This window comes from Bernardetia sp. MNP-M8 (assembly GCF_037126285.1).
Lineage (GTDB): Bacteria > Bacteroidota > Bacteroidia > Cytophagales > Bernardetiaceae > Bernardetia.
On record NZ_CP147012.1, the window covers coordinates 877,787 to 898,684 of the forward strand.

The window sequence follows — 20,898 nt, forward strand, 5'->3', positions numbered from 1 at the left end:
CGTGCGTTTATCCTACATATTTTTTATAAAAATTTACTTTCATATTTTAAAAAGAAGTTTTTTTGTAACTAAAAAAAAATGTTGATTTTATGTTGAATTGACGTTATAAAATTTCATAGCAAAATTATTTTTACTTAAATTATACATCATTGCTACTCAAGTTATTGAGCAGTTATTTTATTGAGCTTATCCATTTTATAAAAATAATATTTAATATGAAAAAAAGACAAATACTACAAACTTTTGGTTTTTTGATTCTACTTATTTTTAATGGAGGAATATCAATTCCTTTATTAAAAGCTCAACTTTCTCTTATTCCTAGTCCTAGTGGTTATAATTCTGATAATAGAGGTTACAGAGATTCTCCAATTGTATATAATAATGTTTTATATATGAGGTATTTAGGAGATGATGGAAATTATGATTTAGGCAAATATGACGGCACAACTCTTTCTATTATTCCTAGCCCTAGTGGTTATGATGCTAGTAACTATGGACATAATAAAGAACCGATTATCTATAATGGAAATCTTTATATGCGTTACCGTGATAACGGTAATAATGACGACTTAATGAAATATAATGGAACAACTCTTACTCCTGTTCCGAGTCCTAGTGGTTATGATGGAGCTACACATGGATACAGAGGAGAAGCCATTGTTTTTGATAATAAACTTTATCTAAGATATAGAACCAATGCAGGAGAATTTATTTTGGTAAGCTATGACGGAACTACATTAACACCTATTCCCAATCCTGTTGGTTACGAATATTCTAGTCAGCCTATTGTATATGATAATGCACTTTATTTAAAATATGTAAACACAACAACATCTGCTTATCATTTATTCAAGTATGATGGAACTACTTTTTCACATATAACTAACCCAAGTGGTTATGAAAATGTAGGATATGCAGGTAATCCTATTGTATTCAATGGAAAATTATATGGACAATATATAGCTAACACAGGTAATAATGTCCTTATGGAGTGCAATATAACTACTCTTACTCCTATTTTTCCTAGTGTACAATCTAATTATACTAATTCGGCAAGAGGATACAGGGCTGAAGGAATTATCTATAATAGTAATTTGTATATAAAATATAGAAATAATGCTGGAGCATACGAACTATATAAATTTAATGGAACTAATCTTGCTTTAATATCCAATCCTTCAGGTTATGAAAATTCAGCAAGAGGGTATGAAGGAGAAAGTTTTGTTTATGCAGGAAAATTACATGTGAGTTATAGACATAATACGAGTTATTATACTTTATTTACTTATAATGGAACAACTTTAACAGAAGTGCCTAATCCTGTTGGTTATACAAGTAGTGCAACTGGTTATAATTCATCCTTAAACTTAAATCAGCACGGAATTGAATACAATGGAAAAGCCTACATGTATTATACTACCTCTACTTTTGCAGGAGTATTATTTAGCTATGATGGAACTACACTAACTGAAATTTCTAACCCATCAAATTATACGAATGAAGGAGTTGATGATGTCAGTCCTTTTATTTTATTTAACGATAGGCTCTATTTAAGTTATGAACACGATGATGGGAGTTATGATTTAGGAGCTTTTTTCTCCGCTTCTCTAGCTACAGTTACAACAACAACTCAAGCCAACATAACATCCACCACAGCCGATTTAGGAGGAAATGTAACCAATGATGGAGGTGCAACAGTAACAGAAAATGGCATTGTTTGGGGAACATCATCAACTCCTACAACATCAGATAATAAAGTACAAATAGGAACTGGAACAGGAATTTTCAATCAAACTATAACAGGATTACCTTCTGCTACTACTGTTTTTGTTCGTGCTTATGCAATCAATAGTGAAGGAACTTCTTATGGAAATCAGATTAGTTTTACTACATTATCAGCAGGACAATGTACTATATCTAATACCAGTTCAACTGTTACACAAGCTAATGGCTCTGATATTGGACAAAGTTTTACGACGTGCCAAGATGGAAAATTAGATAAAATAAGATTTTTGGCAGGAAATTCTATGACAGGAGTTACACTCAATATCAAATCTGGAAATGGAACTGGAGGAGCAACATTAGGCACATTATCAGGATTAGGTTTTACAGCTTCTGGTACAGCTACAGATTTTAAAGAAGTCGATGTAAGTAGTCTGAACATTTTAGTAACTAACTCTAGTAACTATACATTTTATTTTACTTCTGCATCTCTTCTTGTAGAAAATTCAGGTGCTAGTACATATAATGGAGGAACTTTTTATTTTAATGGAAGTCCAAATGCTAATTTTGATTTAGTTTTTGAAGTAGATATTATAACTCCTACAAATACATCACCTACAGTAACAACAGCCACTCAATCAAACGTAACAGCTACCACAGCCGATTTAGGAGGAAACGTAACTTCTGATGGAGGTGCAACTGTAACAGAAAGAGGAATAGTTTGGGGAACAAGTACAACACCTACTACTTCAAATAATAAAGTACAAATAGGAACTGGAACAGGAGTTTTCAATCAAACTATAACAGGCTTGCCTTCTGCTACTACTATTTTCGTTCGTTCGTATGCTATCAATAGTGAAGGAACTGCTTATGGAAATGAGATTAGTTTTACGACACTCAATAGTGCTACTGAAATAATTACGACAGTAGCAGGAGATGGAACAAATAACACTACAGGAAATGGTACTGGTGCTACAAGTTCAGTAGCAATTGATGAGACTGGAAATATTTATGTAACTACTTCTGGCTTTGGGCACAGTGTTCGCAAAATTACTCCTGCTGGTATACACTCTACTTTTGCAGGAACAGGAACTAATTCTTCTACTGGTGATGGTGGATTAGCTATAAATGCCACACTAAATTCTCCTACTGATTTGTACATTAGTAATGGAGCTTTATATGTTGCAGAAGGAGTGGGCAGGTATATTAGAAAAATAGATTTATCTACAAATATAATTACGACAGTAGCAGGAGATGGAACAAATAACACTACAGGAAATGGTACTGGTGCTACAAGTTCAGTAGCAATTGATGAGGCTGGAAATATTTATGTAACTACTTCTGGCTTTGGACACAGTGTTCGTAAAATTACTCCTGCTGGTATACACTCTACTTTTGCAGGAACAGGAACTAATTCTTCTACTGGTGATGGTGGATTAGCTATAAATGCTACACTAAATTCTCCTACCGATTTGTACATTAGTAATGGAGCTTTATATGTTGCAGAAGGAGTGGGCAGGTATATTAGAAAAATAGATTTATCTACAAATATAATTACGACAGTAGCAGGAGATGGAACAACTAACACTACAGGAAATGGTACAGGAGCTACCAGTAGTGTAACTGTCGATGCTTTAGGAAATATTTATGTGACTACTTCTGGTTTTGGACATAGTGTTCGTAAAATTACTCCTACAGGTATATACTCTACTTTTGCAGGAACAGGAACTAATTCTTCTACTGGTGATGGTGGATTAGCTATAAATGCTACACTAAATTCTCCTACCGATTTGTACGTTAATAATGGAGCTTTATATGTTGCAGAAGGAGTGGGCAGGTATATTAGAAAGGTAACTACATTACCTACTATTAATACAGCTAATGCTTTAAATATAACAACAAATACTGCTGATTTAGGTGGAATAATAAATAGTGGAGATGCTACTTTATCTATTTCAGAAAGAGGAATTGTTTGGGCAATTACTCCAAATCCTACTACTTCAAATAATAAAGCACAAATAGGTACAGGAGTAGGAAGTTTTTCACAAACAATAAGTAGCTTACCTTCTAACACTATAATTTATTCAAAAACCTATACTATTAATGAGGGTCTTACAGTTTATGGAAACCAAATTAGTTTTACTACGCTTTCTGCCTGTTCTGCTCCCACAGCTCAAGTAACCAATCTATTAGCAGGAAATAACCCAACAGTTAGTACATTAGATGTTGTAAGTTATGATGCACCAACAGGAGGAGCAACAGGTTATGTCATTAAAATAAATAGTACGAATGGTTTTACAGCTCCTACTAATGCAGCTTCTCTCCCAACAGCAGATTTGAGTTGGAATGATGCAGGAGAACAGGTAATTTATGCAGGTACTTCCACGAATCCAAATATTGTAGTTACAGGATTAGATCCTAGTACACAGTATTTCTTTAGAGTCTATTCCTATAATGATTGTGCAGGAACAAATACATTTGAAACTATAGGTACTGGAGAAGCAGGAACTACCCTTACACTTCCATTACTTGCTGCCACTATTACAAGCATAAGTTGTTCAGGAGGAAGTACAGGAGCAATTGATTTAGATGTTTCAGAGTTTAGTGGTAGCCAAACGTATGCTTGGTCAGATGGTGGAGTTACTACTCAAAACCGTACTGGACTTTCAGCAGGGGAGTATGAAGTTACTATTACTGATGGAGGAACAGATTATACAGCTACTTATGAAGTAGGCTATGATTTAACGTGGACAGATTTGACTGAGTTTACTCTAGTAGATAAAAGACTTACTAAATCTACAGCTACAACTGGCTGGACAAGCAAAGCCTTTTCTGAAGAAAAAATAATTGCTAATGGAGGAATTACCTTTACAGCAGAAGAAAAAGATGCTTATAACTATATGATCGGACTCTCTTACTACAAAGGAGCTGTCGGATATGCTAGTATTCGTTATGCTATTTATCTTACAAATGCTGGAAGTATCGTGGTTTATGAAAATGGTGTTGTATATGGTGTTGGAGGTACTTTTGGTACCTATCAAAATGGCGATATTTTCAGAATAGAGCGTACAGGAACAACCCTTGTATATTCTAAAAATGGCACTCCATTTAGAACAGTTGGGGGCGTTGCAGCAGGTGATTTAATTGCTGATGCCACTATGTACACACCCAATGGACGTATTCCTCAAGTTCAGTTTACAAGTTGTCCTATTGCTTTAGAAATTACCTCATTTACTTCTAATACTTGTCCTACCGATGGAGCTGGTGCTGCAACAGCAACTCTACTTGGTGAAGCACTTGCTACTACTTATGCTTGGTCTAGTGGAGAAAATACAGCAAGTATTTTAAATAAAAACACAGGCATTTATTCAGTAACAGCAACAGGTGTGTATGGAACTCGTACAAAACACGTAGCTATCGGATATGAAGTAGATTTTGAGAACCAAGCAAACGTAAGTAGTGCAGGTAATGTTCTTACAAAAACAAATGCTACAGGCTGGACAAGTGGAGCAAACTCTGCTTCGACACAACAATTAGCTGCTACTGCCAATGGTTGGGTAAGTAATACTATCACCAGCAATACAAGTTCTTATATGATAGGTTTAGCAAAACCAAATACAGCTGCCTCTTATACTTCTATTGATTATGCGTGGTACTTTGTAGGAAACTCTAATGCTGTTCCAAGCTATAATAAAAATCCTGGTACAGCAGTAGCCTACCAAAAAGGAGATGTATTTACAGTAGCAAGAGAAGGAAGTCAAATGAAATTCTATAAAAATGGAACTGTAGTACACCAATATACTATTAATGCTACTGAAACATTAGTCGCTGATGTAGCTATTAATTCAGGCAGTACAGGAGAAGTACAAGTTTCATTTTGTGGAGCAACAGGTGGAAGTCAAACCTATACAGCAGCCGTTACAGGAATCGACTGTGGAACTGGAGGAACTGCTGGTACTATTGATATTACAGCAACAGGTGCAACTTATGTATGGTCAAACGGAGCTAATACAGCAAATATTACTGGACTCAGTGCAGGAACTTACCAATTAGAATTGACCAAAGATGGAATCACCTATAACGCTTCTTATCTCATTGGCGCACCTCTAACGTGGACAAACCTAACAAATCTAGCCCTAAATGCAAATGGACAATTAGACCATACAAGCACAACAGGATGGAACACTAATGCAAACTCTACTCAGAAAGTAATCGGAAATGGGGGAATTGTATTCAATGTAGATAATGCAACTACTTCTTCTTTGATTGGACTGTCCAAAAAAGAGAATGGAACTGCATTTAATTCTATAGAATATGCGATCTACACTACTTCTAGTGGAAAAGTATATGTAGTTGAAAAAGGAGTTAATAAAGGGGATTTTGGAAGCTATCAAACAGGAGATGGATTCAAAATTGAACGAGTAGGTACAGAAATACGATATAGTAAAAATGGCTCTGTATTTTATACTAGCACAAGCGTAACAACACAAGATTTAGTCGTAGATGCTGGTTTATACACAGCAAATACCACACTTCCTAAAGTTTTATTTATCAATTGTGCTTTAGATCTAAGTATTTCAGCTCCTTTATTGGATTGTGGAGTTTCTACTGGCTCAGCTACTGCTACAGTGACAGGAGGAACGTTTGCTACTACCTATATATGGAAAAATGCTGCAAATGCAACAGTAAGTACCACTAATACACTGAGCAACCAACCTGCTGGATATTATACAGTTACAGCAAGTGGAGCATTTAGTAGTATTACAAAAAATGTAGTACTGAGTTACCCTGTTGATTTTGTAGTGGAAGCAGATGTAACAACAAGTGGGGCAACAGTAAACAAAACCACAGGCACTACTGCTTGGGATGCAGGAGTACATACAACCAATACCTTGGCTGCAAATCAAGACGGATTTGTAGAAAATACAGTGGCTCAAAATATATCTTATATGTTTGGATTAACGACTCAAAATACAACTCCTTATTTCAGTTCTATTAAATACAGATGGTATGTACTTGCAAATGGAAAGGCAATTGCAGGATACACGCCTTCTTCTGGGGTAATTATTGACTATCAAGTAGGAGATAAATTACGTGTAGAGAGAGTAGCCAGTGTAATAAAATATTTCCATAACAATGTAGAAATAACACAACAAAGCATAGATGCAAGTGAAGAATTGATTGCTGATGTAGCTATTTATACACCAAATGGAAATGCAGGGAGTTACAAAGTATCATTCTGTCCTAATCCTGCTACTAGAATTGCAACGAAAGTAAAAGCAAATCAAAATGAGTTTGAACAAGATACATTCAGTGTGTATCCAAATCCGAGTACAGGAATAGTGAATGTACGTTTTGAAACTGCTTTAGCAGCAGATACACAGGTAACGGTTTTTGATGGAATTGGTAGAAAAGTAAGCTCTCAAAAATTTCAAAAAGGAAAAAATGAGTTGAAAATAAATCTTACCAATCAACCGAAAGGAATGTATCTCATTCACTTCAATCAAAATGGTGCTACCTACTCAAAAGCAATTATTATTGAATAGAATTTTTAAAATATAAAGTAGTTATACAAAACCTTTACTCTTTGAGTGAAGGTTTTTTGTTTTTCTTGTGTCGTCCTAACACAGCGTGACCCAACCAATTTGATTATAGAAAGCCTACCTTGACTCTTGAATTTAGAAAAATTCCACTAAAAAAGTTATCTATGAGATAGAGTTGGTTTTTTGTGTATCCTCAAAGAAGGTAGTGCGAAAAGCTAAGCAGAAGATTTTAAAAAAGTGCCTTCCCTACCATTTGAATATGGAAAGGACGCTTTTCTAGGTTTGCTACTCAATCTCAAAATCATTTACAAGAAAAAAACAAATCCTATAATCCTACTTATTACAGATGGAAAAACTAACCTCAAAGATTAATAAGACTAACTTTACTTGGATTAAAGGGGAAGAATAGATTTTGTTATAAATTAGAAATAAATCAAATATAGAGTTAGCTATTACTCATAAAGCAAGAAAAAACAAAATTCTATTTAATTAAAAAATAAAGTATCTTGTTCATTAAAATACTGGATATGGGAAATATTGTTGTTAGTGGGGATGCCAACAACGGCAAAAAAATGCTTTTATACTAAAATAATTACCATTTTTTGTGAAGACACCTACAATTTTACCACTCATGTCTACTACTGTACTTGTACATATTTTTAAATCACTTATTTCATAAATAACTCTACTTAACTATCAAGCATCAATGACTTTTTGGTTAAAAATATTTCTAGTTTTCCTGTTTTATTTATCTTTTTCTTATTCTAGTTTTTCTCAAAATTATGTCCTTAATTACCAACACCTCCAAACAAAAGATGGTCTAGCAAATGCCTTTGTAAATTGCGCTCTGCAAGATAAAGAGGGTTTTATGTGGTTGGGAACAAATGATGGATTATGTAGATATGATGGCAAAAACTTTCTAACTTTTCGTAATAACGAAGAAGATAGTATTTTTTTGGGTTCGAATGAAATTCAAGCTATTGTTCAGTTAAATGAGCATTTTCTTTTGCTGGGTACAACAGCAGGACTTAGTAAGATAGATTTATATACTCAAAAAATTTCTACAATTGTTTTTTTTAATCAGAAAAATATTCTATCTATTTTGATTGATTCTGAAAAAACAATATGGATTATTGCTAACGAGCAACTATTTTTCAAGAAAGTAAATCATCACAAGTGGCAAAATTATTCAGATGAATTCCCAAGTTTTTCCAAAAAAAAAATAACAGGTATTTATGAACGTATTTTAAAAAATAAAAATCAAGAAGAAGAAAAATATCTACTTATTACTGAGGAATTAATTGATAAAAATATCACATTAACAAAAATTTCATACAAAAAAAAGACAAATCAAGAGTGGAAAGATATAGCATTATTCCCCTTTTATAGCGACTATTTTGGTAAAAAAAATGAGTTATGGTTTTCGTATAATTTATATACTAAAAATTATAGTCACTTATATAAAGTCTATGACACAACAGTATTCAAAATAAATATTTTGCCTAATTTTTTTAATACTTGTGACAAACTAGGACTTCCCTTTTCTTCTCAAATTCAAGAAGATGATAATTTGTATAGTTACAACTCACAAGGTATTTTGATAATTGATAAAAGTCAAAAAAAAATCTCAAACTATATTGATTTTACAAATTCTTCTCTCAACACAAGCAAATATTCCATTGTATTTATCTACAAAGACAGAACAGATAATTTATGGATTTGCACCTATGGGGCTGGTATTGCAGTTGTTCCTCTGTATACCCTTTTTAGTTTGAGAGAGTATAAATTAGGAGAAAGTGTACGCACTATTTTTCAAGAACCCACTACTAAAAATATGTGGATTGGAACATATAATGAAGAAAATAATATAGATATTTTCTTGGGAGATTCAATCAAAAAAACGTGGGCTTATAACTCATATCCAAATTTATTGAAACAACAAATCTATACAAAATATACTTTTCCACCTCCTCTATGGTTTGCAACAAATCAAGGAATTATAAAAATCAATCTAACCACATTTCAAAATTCCACTGAGTACAACACTAAAGAAAATTGTACGGCTCTTTTACCACTCAATGACTCTACAGTTTGGTTTGCGGAAGGAAATATACTTCAAAAATATAATCCCATTACAAAACAAATACTTTCTTCTACAAAATATGGAAAAGTAACTTGTTTGTATTATACAAAACAAAATGAAATTTGGGTAGGAACTCAAAATAATGGCATTGCTTTACTTAAAAATACACACAACAAACCCATTTTTTATAATCCAAACTCAAAATCTAAAAATACAACTTGCTATGTTTTATCTATTCATCAAGATAAAAAAGGAATAATTTGGTTAGGCACTAAAGATGGATTTTATCGTTTTGATACTCTAGCTAAAATTTTCAAAAAATATACTATTAGTGATGGATTGCCTAATGAGGTTATTTATGCTGTTTTGGAAGATGAGCAAAATAATCTTTGGCTAAGTACAAATTATGGCATTTCAAAATTTAATAAAAAAACAGAAATATTTGAAAATTATGATGAGTCAGATGGATTACAAAACAATGAATTTAATACGAAAGCCTATTTCAAAAATGAAGAAGGAGAACTTTTTTTTGGTGGAATAAATGGACTCAATGCTTTTTTTCCTAATCAAATGAAACGAAATAATTTTATACCTCCTTTATATTTTACTAAAATCACTAAGCAAGATTCTATAATTAAATTTGATAAACCATTACATCAAATAAAAAAATTAGAATTACCGATTGAAGAAGCTCAAATTTTGAGTTTTGATTTTGTAACTCTCAATTATTACCGTCCAGAAAAAAATCAATATGCCTACAAAATAGATGAACTTCAAGACGATTGGGTAAGTTTAGGAAATGAAGGTAAACTGACTCTTACAGGACTTGCACACGGAAAATATACTCTCCGAATAAAAGCTGCTAATAATCATGGCATCTGGAATAACAAAGGAATTACTCTAAAACTAATTCTTGTTGCACCTTTCTATCTTCAACCTTGGTTTTTATTTAGTTTGCTTATCTTATTTTTAGCGTTGGTTTATCTTATCTATAAATGGAGATTATATCAAATCGGATTAGGCAAAAAACTTTTAGAAGAACAAATCCAAAAAGCTACTCAAGCATTAGCCAACAAAAATATTCTTTTTGAGAAGCAAAATAAAGCCTTAGAAAAGGCAAACTTCACTCAAAATCAGCTTTTTGCTATTATCGCCCACGATTTACGGAGTCCTTTAATAGCTTTTCAAGATATTTCCAAACAAATAGATTATTTTTTAAAAAAGAATAATTCTGAAGGGTTGCACCAATTAGGAGAATACATTGATAATTCAGTTCAAAATCTGAATACATTACTTAATAATTTATTGAATTGGGCTTTAACTCAACAACATCAAATAAAACACAGCCCACAAATTATTGATTTACAAAATATTACAAAAGAAACAGTCAATATTTATCATAATCTTGCTCAAAGTCTGCACATAGAAATTGATGTACAAATCAATACAGATTTATTTATTTATGTAGATAAAGATTCGTTTCAAACCATTATAAGAAATCTTATTTCGAATGCTTTAAAATTTACACCCAAAGAAGGTAAAATCAGCATTTTGGCATATCAAGAAGAAAATCAAAATGAAATTATCTTGCAACTAACAGATACAGGAATTGGAATGAGTAATGATGCTCAAAAAGAAATATTTGAGCTTAATTTGGCTCATACTAGAAAAGGATTACGAGGAGAAAAAAGTACAGGTTTAGGACTGGTTTTGTGTTATGAGTTTGCCAAAATGAACGGTATTACTATTGATATAAAAAGCAAAAAAAATGAAGGAACTACTTTTACTCTTGGTATTCCAACCATTTCTCCGACGGAGTAAAAACCATTCATTCATCAAAAACAACCATTTAATTTAAAAAATCTACCTTTTAGAATTATTTCCCTCAATGTTTGATTTGTAATTTTTATATTTACTTAGGAATGATTGTGACCTGCAAAAGCAGCGAAGCTAATTAAATATTACGGATGTAATACATTGAATATCAATAATTTATTACTTCAAAATAAGTATCTTATTTAATTTTTATTACCTAAAAACCTCTGCCGTTGTCGGTGTCCCACCGATGACATAAAATACACAACATATATGAGAATTATTGCAGTAGAAGATGAACCTATTTTTGCCAACACTATTAGAAGAATTGTTGAAGATGATTTGGGTTATGAATTGGTCGGAATGACAGATAATTCAGAAGAAATGCTTCGTTTTTTTGTGAGTATGAAACCTGATTTGGCTCTGATGGATATTCATATCAATGGTTCGATGAATGGAATTGAGGTTGCCAAAAAAATTTCTAATTCAGAGTTTTCTGTGCCTATTATTTTTATTACTTCGTATGAAGATAAAGCTATTTTTGACTCTGCCAAAGAAGCAAATCCTTATGCCTATATCACAAAACCTATTGATGCTGACTTGTTGCAACGCACTATCGAATTAGCTATTTCTCGTTATGCAAAGTCCAATCATATTGAAGATGGAAAGCAATGGAAAAGTGATATTTTGATTCGTGACCATTTTTTTATCAAAACAGAAACTAATCAACTACAAAAAGTAGCCATTAAAGATATTTTGGTTGTTGAAATAATAGAAAAAACCTGTCAGATTACTACAAAAGAAAAAACATTTACTGTCAAGATGCCTCTCAAAGAAATTGAAGAGCGTTTGCCAATTACTGATTTTGTACAAATACACAGAAATACCATTGTTAATGCTTATTTTATAGATAATATTGATTTGCAAGACAATGTACTTACCATAGGTAAAAATCATTATGATATTAGCCGAAGGCACAAAGAAAACTTACTTAGTAGGCTCAATATGCTCAAATAGATAAAAATTAAAAAAAAGTTAAAAACGCTTAACTCTTAAAATCAACCACTCAACACCAAATTTCAACCACTGAAGTACCTTGTTAAGTTTCACATATAGAGAATAAGTATTTTTGAAGTAAAATTTACTAAAAAAAACTTTTACCTCATGAAAAAGCTACTACTTCTACTTAAAAATAGCATTTTACTTTTTATACTACTTGCAATTTCCTATCAAATAAAAGCACAAGATACCACTCCCCCTGTTTTTGCAATGCCTCAAAATGCCTCTTTTGATTGTGTACAAAGTGGACAAACTAGAGTATTGAATTATCAAGTGGCTGCTGGAGATAAGGTTGATGATGCACCTATTATAACAGCTACTAATGTTACTGATGGAGCTGCAATTGCTCTAAGGCTTGATGGATCAGGAGTAATTTTTGACATTACACCTACTAATTCAATGGTTATTACTTCTCTTGATGTTTCACCTTATACAAATGGAGTGGCAGCAAACCCTTATTTTGTTGAAGTATATTATAAAAGAGGCACAAGGTTTGGCTTCGAAAACAATGCTGCTGCTTGGACATTGGCAGCTAATACAACTATTTCATTTACTGGAGCTAATCTATCCTATTATAATGTAGAAGTTGGAAATTTAGCTCTTCTAGCAGGGGAAACATATTCTATTTGGGTTAGAGGTTATTCACCTACTGTACCTTCTATACTTGCATCTTCAGTAACAGCAAATGCAAATATAGGAGATGCTAACTTTACTACTTCTAATCATATTCTTGCAAGGGGTCTTTTTAGTGGAACTGTATCTCTTACTCAAGATGCTTTTTTCTTAGGTAAGATAAATTATGTTTTGGCTACTTCTACTATAACACAAATAGCAGGTTTACCTTCTGGGAGTGCCTTTCCTATTGGTGTTACTACCAATACTTTTAGAGCTACTGATGTAGCAGGAAATATAGCTACAAAATCATTTACAGTTACAGTAAATGAAGATACACAAAAGCCAACACTGACAGCAAAACCAAATTATACAAGAAATGCAGATGCAGGAAATTGTACTTTTACAAATACAAATATTCCAAATGGAATAGCAGCAGATAATTGTACAGTTGCTTCTTATTCTTATGTTCTGACAGGTGCAACAACTGGAACAGTTACAACTTTACTAAATCAAGTTTTTAATGTTGGAACTACAACAGTTACTTGGACAGCAACTGATACAAATGGAAATATTTCCAATTCTGATGATTTTACAGTTACTATTTCAGATAATCAAAAACCTATTCTAATAAGAAGACCAAGCTATGGAGTAACTACAAATGTAGGAAATTGTAGTTACATAAACTCAGGGGTATTAGCTTTTCCAAATGGAACAGCTACAGATAATTGTTCTGTGGCTTCGTATTCATATATTTTGACTGGGGTAACAACTGGAACAATTACAACATTAGCAAATCAAGTTTTCAACGTAGGAATTACGACAGTTACTTGGACAGCAACTGATACAAATGGAAATATTTCTCTAAGTGACAGTTTTACAGTTACTGTTTATGATAATCAATTACCAACTCTGACAGCTAAAACAGACTTTACAAGAAATGCAGATGTAGGAAATTGTAATTTTACAAATACAGATATTCCAAACGGAATAGCAACAGATAATTGTTCTGTGGCTTCCTATTCTTACACTTTAACTGGTGCAACAACTGGAACAGTTGCAGATTTAACAAATCAAGTATTCAATGTAGGAATTACGACAATTACTTGGACTGCAACAGATGTAAATGGAAAAATTTCTTTAAGTGATGAATTTACAGTTACTGTAAATGATAATCAATTACCAACACTGACAGCAAAAACAGACTTTACAAGAAATGCAGATGTAGGAAACTGTTCGTTCATAAATACAGATATTCCAAACGGAATAGCAACAGATAATTGTTCTGTTACTTCCTATTCTTACACTTTAACTGGTGCAACAACTGGAACAGTTGCAGATTTAACAAATCAAGTTTTCAATGTGGGAATTACGACAATTACTTGGACTGCAACAGATGTAAATGGAAATATTTCTCTAAGTGATGATTTTACAGTTACTGTAAATGATAATCAATTACCACTTCTAACAGCGCAAACAGACTTTACAAGAAATGCAGATGTAGGAAATTGTAGTTTTGTAAATACCGATATTCCAAACGGAGTAGCTTCTGATAATTGTTCCGTTGCTTCTTATTCTTATGTTCTGACTGGTGCAACAACTGGAACAGTTACAACTTTAGCAAATCAAGTTTTCAATGTGGGAATTACGACAATTACTTGGACAGCAACAGATATAAATGGAAATATTTCTACAAGTAATGAATTTACAGTTACTGTAAATGATAATCAATTACCACTTCTAACAGCGCAAACAGACTTTACAAGAAATGCAGATGTAGGAAATTGTAGTTTTGTAAATACCGATATTCCAAACGGAATAGCAACAGATAATTGTTCTGTTACTTCCTATTCTTACACTTTAACTGGTGCAACAACTGGAACAGTTGCAGATTTAACAAATCAAGTTTTCAATGTGGGAACTACAACAGTTACTTGGACTGCAACTGATGCAAATGGTAATGTTTCTTTGAGTGATGATTTTACAGTTACAGTTTCTGATAATCAATTACCACTTCTAACAGCACAGACAGACTTTACAAGAAATGCAGATATAGGAAATTGTAGTTTTGTAAATCCAGCAGGAATAGGAAATATTCCAAATGGAAGTGCTACTGATAATTGTTCTGTTGCTTCCTATTCTTATGTTCTGACTGGCGCAACAACTGGAACAGTTACAACTCTAGTAAATCAAGTATTCAACGTAGGAACTACAACAGTTACTTGGACTGCAACTGATGAAAATGGTAATGTTTCTTTGAGTGATGATTTTACAGTTACAGTTTCTGATAATCAACTACCAATTCTAACAGCAAAGTCAAATTACACAAGAAATGCAAATAATGGAGTTTGTAATTTTACTAATACAGACATCCCCAACGGAGTAGCTTCTGATAATTGTTCCGTTGCTTCTTATTCTTATATTCTGACTGGTGCAACAACTGGAACAGTTACAACTTTAGCAAATCAAGTTTTCAATGTGGGAACAACAACTGTAACTTGGACAGCAACAGATACAAATGGAAATATTTCCAACTCTGATAATTTTACTGTAACGGTAAATGATATTCAATTACCAATTCTGACAGCACAAGCAAATTTCACAAGAAATGCAGATGTAGGAAATTGTAATTTCACAAATCTAATAGGTGCAACCAATATTCCAAATGGAAGTGCAGCAGATAATTGTTCTGTTGCTTCCTATTCTTATGTTCTGACTGGTGCAACAACTGGAACAGTTTCAGATTTAATAAATCAAGTTTTCAACGTAGGAATTACAACAATTACTTGGACTGCAAATGATATAAATGGAAATACTTCTGCAAATGATGATTTTACTGTTACCGTTTCTGATACACAAAACCCAGTCATTACTTGTCCGACAAATATAATTGTCAATAATGACCCTAATGTTTGTGGCGCAGTGGTAAATTTTGCCTTGCCTATTGTTTCTGATAATTGTACGATTGCTTCACTCAATCAAACAGCAGGAATTGCTTCTGGAGATTTATATCCTGTTGGAACAACTACAAATACATTTATTGTAACTGATAATAGTGGAAATACAGCCACTTGTTCCTTTGATGTTACAGTCAATCAGCGTTATGAACTTCTATATTCATCAGCAAGTTTTTCTGAAATTTATCCAACCACTTCAGGCGTTTTGGGAAATACAATTTCTATAAAAAGTTATGCCTGTGATATTTTTACAGGAACAAACGGAGAAGATTTTGTAACCACTGGAAAAGTAAATGTTTCAAATATTCCTGCTGGACTGACAGCTTCAATTATTAAAATTTCTGATACAGAATTAGCTTTCAAACTCAATGGTTCGGCTATAAATAATGCAGTTGCTGATGAAATTGAAAACTTAACAGTAATTTTCAATGATGCTGCTTTTGTGGGTGTTACGGCTGCAAATGTAATCACTTCTACCAAAACAGATTTAGTGATTCGTTTCTTAGATTTCATTCCTTTGAATCTTCGTGCAAATTCAGTTTCTACTTCTCAAATAAATCTGACGTGGGAAACAAATGCTATCCATAGAGCTTATAGATTATATAGAAATGAACGTTTTATAAGAGAGTTTTCGACTACAACAACAAGTTTTGAAGATCAAAATCTGAATGCAGATACCTATTACAGTTACAAATTAGTAGGGATTGTAAGTCAAAACATAGAAACTGACCCTTCTGCTGATAATGAATGGACGTTCCCAGAAAACCCTATTTTGATTTCAGTTTCTGCTGTTTGTGGAAATGGAAATGCAACTCTAAAAGTAAGAGGTTCAGGAGCTATATTCAGGGTGTACAACCAAGAGACAAATGGAGATTTACTTCTAGAAAGTGACCACACAGACTTTGAATTACCTTCTGTTTCTCAAAATACCACGTTCTATGTTTCTGTTATCGGAATTGGAGGAAAAGAAAGTGCAAGAACAGCTATAAATATAGAAGTTCAGCCAATTTTTGAAGCCAAAATACTTGGAGAAAATAGTCAAATAAGCTGTGAAAATACAATTGAACTAACAGCTCAAGAAGTAGAAAATGCAACTTATACATGGTATTTGAATGGAAATAATTTGGGATTAACCACCCAAACAATTACAGCAAACCATTTTGGCGATTATCAAGTCCAAATTACAAAAGGAGTTTGTAGTTTTATGTCTGAAAAAGTAACAGTCAGATTAAATCAAAATCCAGTTGCAAAAATCCAACAGCAAAATGCCATAAAATTCTGTCAAAATGGAACTATCAATGCCGTTGAAACAGGACAAAATTTGATTTATAAATGGCTTTTAAATAATGTGGTCATTGGAAATACTCAAAGTCAAGAAGTTACTCAGTCTGGAATTTATACACTTCAAGTAACTACCGAAAATAATTGTCAAGCAAGTACAAGTATTGAGGTTGTGGTGACAGATATTCCTCAAATTCCTGTTTTAGAAACTACTCAAAACACAATTTGTCCCAACTTTGAAACTACAATTTCTATTCAAAATGCAGAGAATGGAGTAAATTATCAATGGTTTAGAAGTGGAAAACTATTGACGCAAACAGGAAATTCAATTTCTACCTCTATACAAGGAAAATATCAAGTAGAAGCAATCTCTCATCAGAATAATAGGTGTAGTGTAGTTTCAAATGAGATAGAAATCAATCACTTTACAACTTCTCCTATTTACTTGAGGCTCAGTGAAGATCAAAAATCTCTTTTCTTAGAAGACATACAAGTTTCTCAAAATGAAATTGCTAGTGTAGAATGGTATTTTAATGGAGAATTGAACACTAATTTAGGAACAGAATTTAAAATTATTCCAACAGAAAAAGGATATTATTCTGCCAAAATAATAAATCAAAATGGCTGTATAATTCAGACTAGAACAGCATATTTTTCTACTCAAGATATTATTACAGGAGAAGAAAATTCAAAAACTGATATGTTCAAAATCTATCCTAATCCAAGTACAGGAATATTTACTATTCACTTTGGAACTGTTCTCTTAGAAAACATTGAAATTACTATTCTTGATGGAATCGGTAGAAAAATATATAGCACTACATTTGAAAAAGGCAGTCAAGATTTCAAAATAAACCTTCAGAAAATGCCTAGCGGAATGTATATGATTCATTTCAATAAAAATAATTCCACTCAATCAAAACAACTTATTATCGAATAGAAAAAAATAATCAAAAAAATCAATGGATTAAAGTAACATATAGAAAAAGCCATTCTTCATTGAGGAATGTTTTTTTTGTGCAAAAAAGTGCATAAAAAAACGCCAAATTCTAAAATAAAAATGGCGTTTTGTTATTTTTAATTATCTAGGCACATCTAATTTCTGTATCATTTCTTTTACCAAATCTTCGCCTGTCAGTCCTTCCATTTCTCGCTCTGGCGTTATCATAATACGATGTCCCAAAACTGGATAAGCCACTTCTTGAATATCTTCTGGTGTTACGAACATACGACCACGCAAAACTGCCATCGCCTTCGAAGCACGCATAATAGCAAGTGAGGCACGAGGCGAAGCTCCCAAGTAAAGCGAACCATGATTTCTAGTTTGGTAGGTAATTTCGGCAATATAATCTAATAGTTCGTCTTTGATATGAACTTCTTCTACAATCTTACGACACGCCAAAATATCTTCACCTTTCAAAACAGGATTTACAACCGAAATATCATTTTGAAGTTGATTTTTAAAACGATAAAGAATTTGTTTTTCTTCGCTAAGTGTTGGATAATCTAAGCTAATACGAAACAAGAAACGGTCTAATTGTGCCTCAGGCAGACGATATGTTCCCTCTTGTTCGATAGGGTTTTGAGTAGCAATTACAAAAAATGGAAGTTTCATTTTGTGTGTTGTTCCATCAATTGTTACTTGGCGTTCTTCCATTACCTCAAAAAGTGCTGCTTGAGTTTTGGCTGGTGCACGATTTATCTCATCAATCAAAACGATTTGAGAAAAAATAGGACCTGGTGTAAAATTAAACTCTGCCTCTTGAAGACTATAGATAGTTGTACCCAAAATATCAGTTGGCATCATATCAGGCGTAAACTGGATTCTTGAAAAATCAATCGACAAGGTACGAGCTAATAATTTGGCTGTAATTGTTTTGGCAACCCCCGGAACACCTTCTAAAAGCACGTGTCCATCAGCAAACAAACTTACTAAAAGCAAATCTATCATTTCATCTTGACCAATGATTATTTTATGAATTTCAGATTTTACTCTTGAAACAGATTGATAAATAAAATCTAGTTGTGCATTGGAAGAAGATGTAAAAGTAGATTCTTGATGCGAATTTTCATTCTGATTTATCTCTCCTGACTGAAAATCATTTTGATATTGATTTTCGGATGAATTATCTGACATATTATCTGAATAATCTTGCATAAATAAAGTTAGAAGTTAGATTTTTTAAACTAAGAATTGACTACTCTGAATTTCAGTTGGTAATTAATTTTTATTTACAATGTGTATAAAATTCTTGAATTTGATTGTGTATTTTTCGTAAAAGCCATTCAGATACTTCGTGCTGTCCGTTTACTTTCTGAATATCAGCCAAAAGCAAATCTATCAGTTCTCTGTTTATATCTGAACGCTCAGAGAGTTTTTTTCTAAAATCTTCGTCTATATGTTGTGTATTCATATGATATTTGGTACGAATAAAATCAAAGAAAAGACGGATTTTGAGTTGTGAAAGTCGTTTATGGTCTTTTTGTAAATAATAAAGTTGCCCTACTGTTTTTGTAAACTCTAATGATGTATTTTGTTCTTTTCTTAAAATTGGAATGATACGTTGCATTCTTTTTCCTCTAAAAATAACAAATAAAAGCGCACTAATTAATAAAGTATAATATCCCCAAGCCAATGAAGGTTGTGAAAGGATATAACTTAATGGACTAGGACTTCTACCTTGCTTATTATATTCGCCTTTTATTTGTTTGTAATAATGTGAACGTTCGTCCCACAAAATATCGCCTTCTGGAAGGTAAGATAAAGTCCTTTCGACATATTTTTTTCCGTTTTCTTGAATAAGATAATAGTTGGTAAAAAGAACTGGGTTTTTATGAAAATAGAAATATCCTTTTCCGTATTTTACACGAATGAAATTAGTATGATTACTAAATTTGTCTGTCATATAATTTTCTTCACTCTCTTCTATATCTGAGTCTGTATATTGGTCATTATAATTTTCATCCTCATAATTTTCATTATACTCTTCCTGCTCTTCGTTTAGGTAATTATCATTGTTTTTATTTCGATAAGTATCTGCCTTATTCATTTTAGTCTTTTTATGAAGAAAGCCTAATACTTTATTTGTTTTCTTTTTCTCCAAAAGATAATCATTGAAATAACTCCACGAGTGAGCTACTGATTCATTTCTTATTGAGTGATTAAATACAAAGTCTTTTTCTTCTATAAGAGCTGAGTTTGTAAAGTTTGTAGCAACCAATGAATCATATACATATTGATATACTTGATTGTCTAATTCTAATAGTGTAAATAAAGTATCAGGAAAGGTATTAGCAGCAAAAAAAGCAGTATTTCCACTCTCTACAAAATTCAGTAAAGAATCTATCTCGTCATCTAATAAGTAAGGAAAATCACCTAAAAAAACATAAGATATTGGTTCTTTTGCATTTTTGATTTCTTCTTCTGCAAGTTTTTCAGTCAATAGGTCATCTACAACAACAAATTCTTTTTCTGCCTTATAATTCTTCAACAAATTAAAAACCATATAATTATTATAGGGTTCTTTGCTTTTTGTTATGTAAGTTTCACTCCAATCTACATGTTGGTTTTGCAGATAAGCAAAAAGCCAAAAACCAATCGGAATTAGTGCCAAAACACCTAAAGTGATAAGAATATTTGTAAAAGTTCTTTTTTCCATGAATCTATTTCTTTTGATTTTCTGACTTGATTTTTATGTAGAAGTCTACTAAAATTATCCTTTTTTTTAAAATTTTATTTTATTTCGTATTTCATTCTCTTTTTTAATTTGAAAACTAAATTTACTAAAAATAACGTAATTAATTCGATATTGACTTACCTTTATAA

General features: G+C 32.3%; 6 protein-coding genes. 4 read left to right on the top strand and 2 right to left on the bottom strand.

From position 1 onward, the window contains the following. The first annotated feature begins 215 nt into the window (after positions 1 to 215). The 4 genes from V9L04_RS03790 (at position 216) to V9L04_RS03805 (ending at position 18,012) form a co-directional block, all read left to right on the top strand. On the top strand, positions 216 to 7,268 hold the full coding sequence (locus V9L04_RS03790) for a T9SS type A sorting domain-containing protein (protein ID WP_338792741.1): 7,053 nt from the start codon (positions 216 to 218) through the stop codon (positions 7,266 to 7,268). Positions 7,269 to 7,971: 703 nt separating this feature from the next. After that, on the top strand, positions 7,972 to 11,169 hold the full coding sequence (locus V9L04_RS03795) for a two-component regulator propeller domain-containing protein (protein WP_338792742.1): 3,198 nt from the start codon (positions 7,972 to 7,974) through the stop codon (positions 11,167 to 11,169). A 267-nt stretch (positions 11,170 to 11,436) separates the two neighbouring features. Beyond that, a complete protein-coding gene (locus V9L04_RS03800) occupies positions 11,437 to 12,180 on the top strand; it encodes a response regulator (protein ID WP_338792743.1) in 744 nt (247 codons plus the stop codon). 147 nt (positions 12,181 to 12,327) lie between these two features. Beyond that, on the top strand, positions 12,328 to 18,012 hold the full coding sequence (locus tag V9L04_RS03805; RefSeq protein WP_338792744.1) for an HYR domain-containing protein: 5,685 nt from the start codon (positions 12,328 to 12,330) through the stop codon (positions 18,010 to 18,012). Between the two features lie 141 nt (positions 18,013 to 18,153). Here V9L04_RS03805 and V9L04_RS03810 read toward each other — a convergent pair whose 3' ends face one another. Beyond that, positions 18,154 to 19,230, bottom strand: a complete 1,077-nt coding sequence (locus V9L04_RS03810) for a MoxR family ATPase (RefSeq protein WP_338792745.1) — start codon at positions 19,228 to 19,230, stop codon at positions 18,154 to 18,156. A gap of 70 nt (positions 19,231 to 19,300) precedes the next feature. Further along, positions 19,301 to 20,731 carry a DUF4350 domain-containing protein gene (locus V9L04_RS03815; protein WP_338792746.1) on the bottom strand — a complete coding sequence of 477 codons (1,431 nt, stop codon included), beginning with the start codon at positions 20,729 to 20,731 and terminating at the stop codon, positions 19,301 to 19,303. Positions 20,732 to 20,898: the final 167 nt, after the last annotated feature.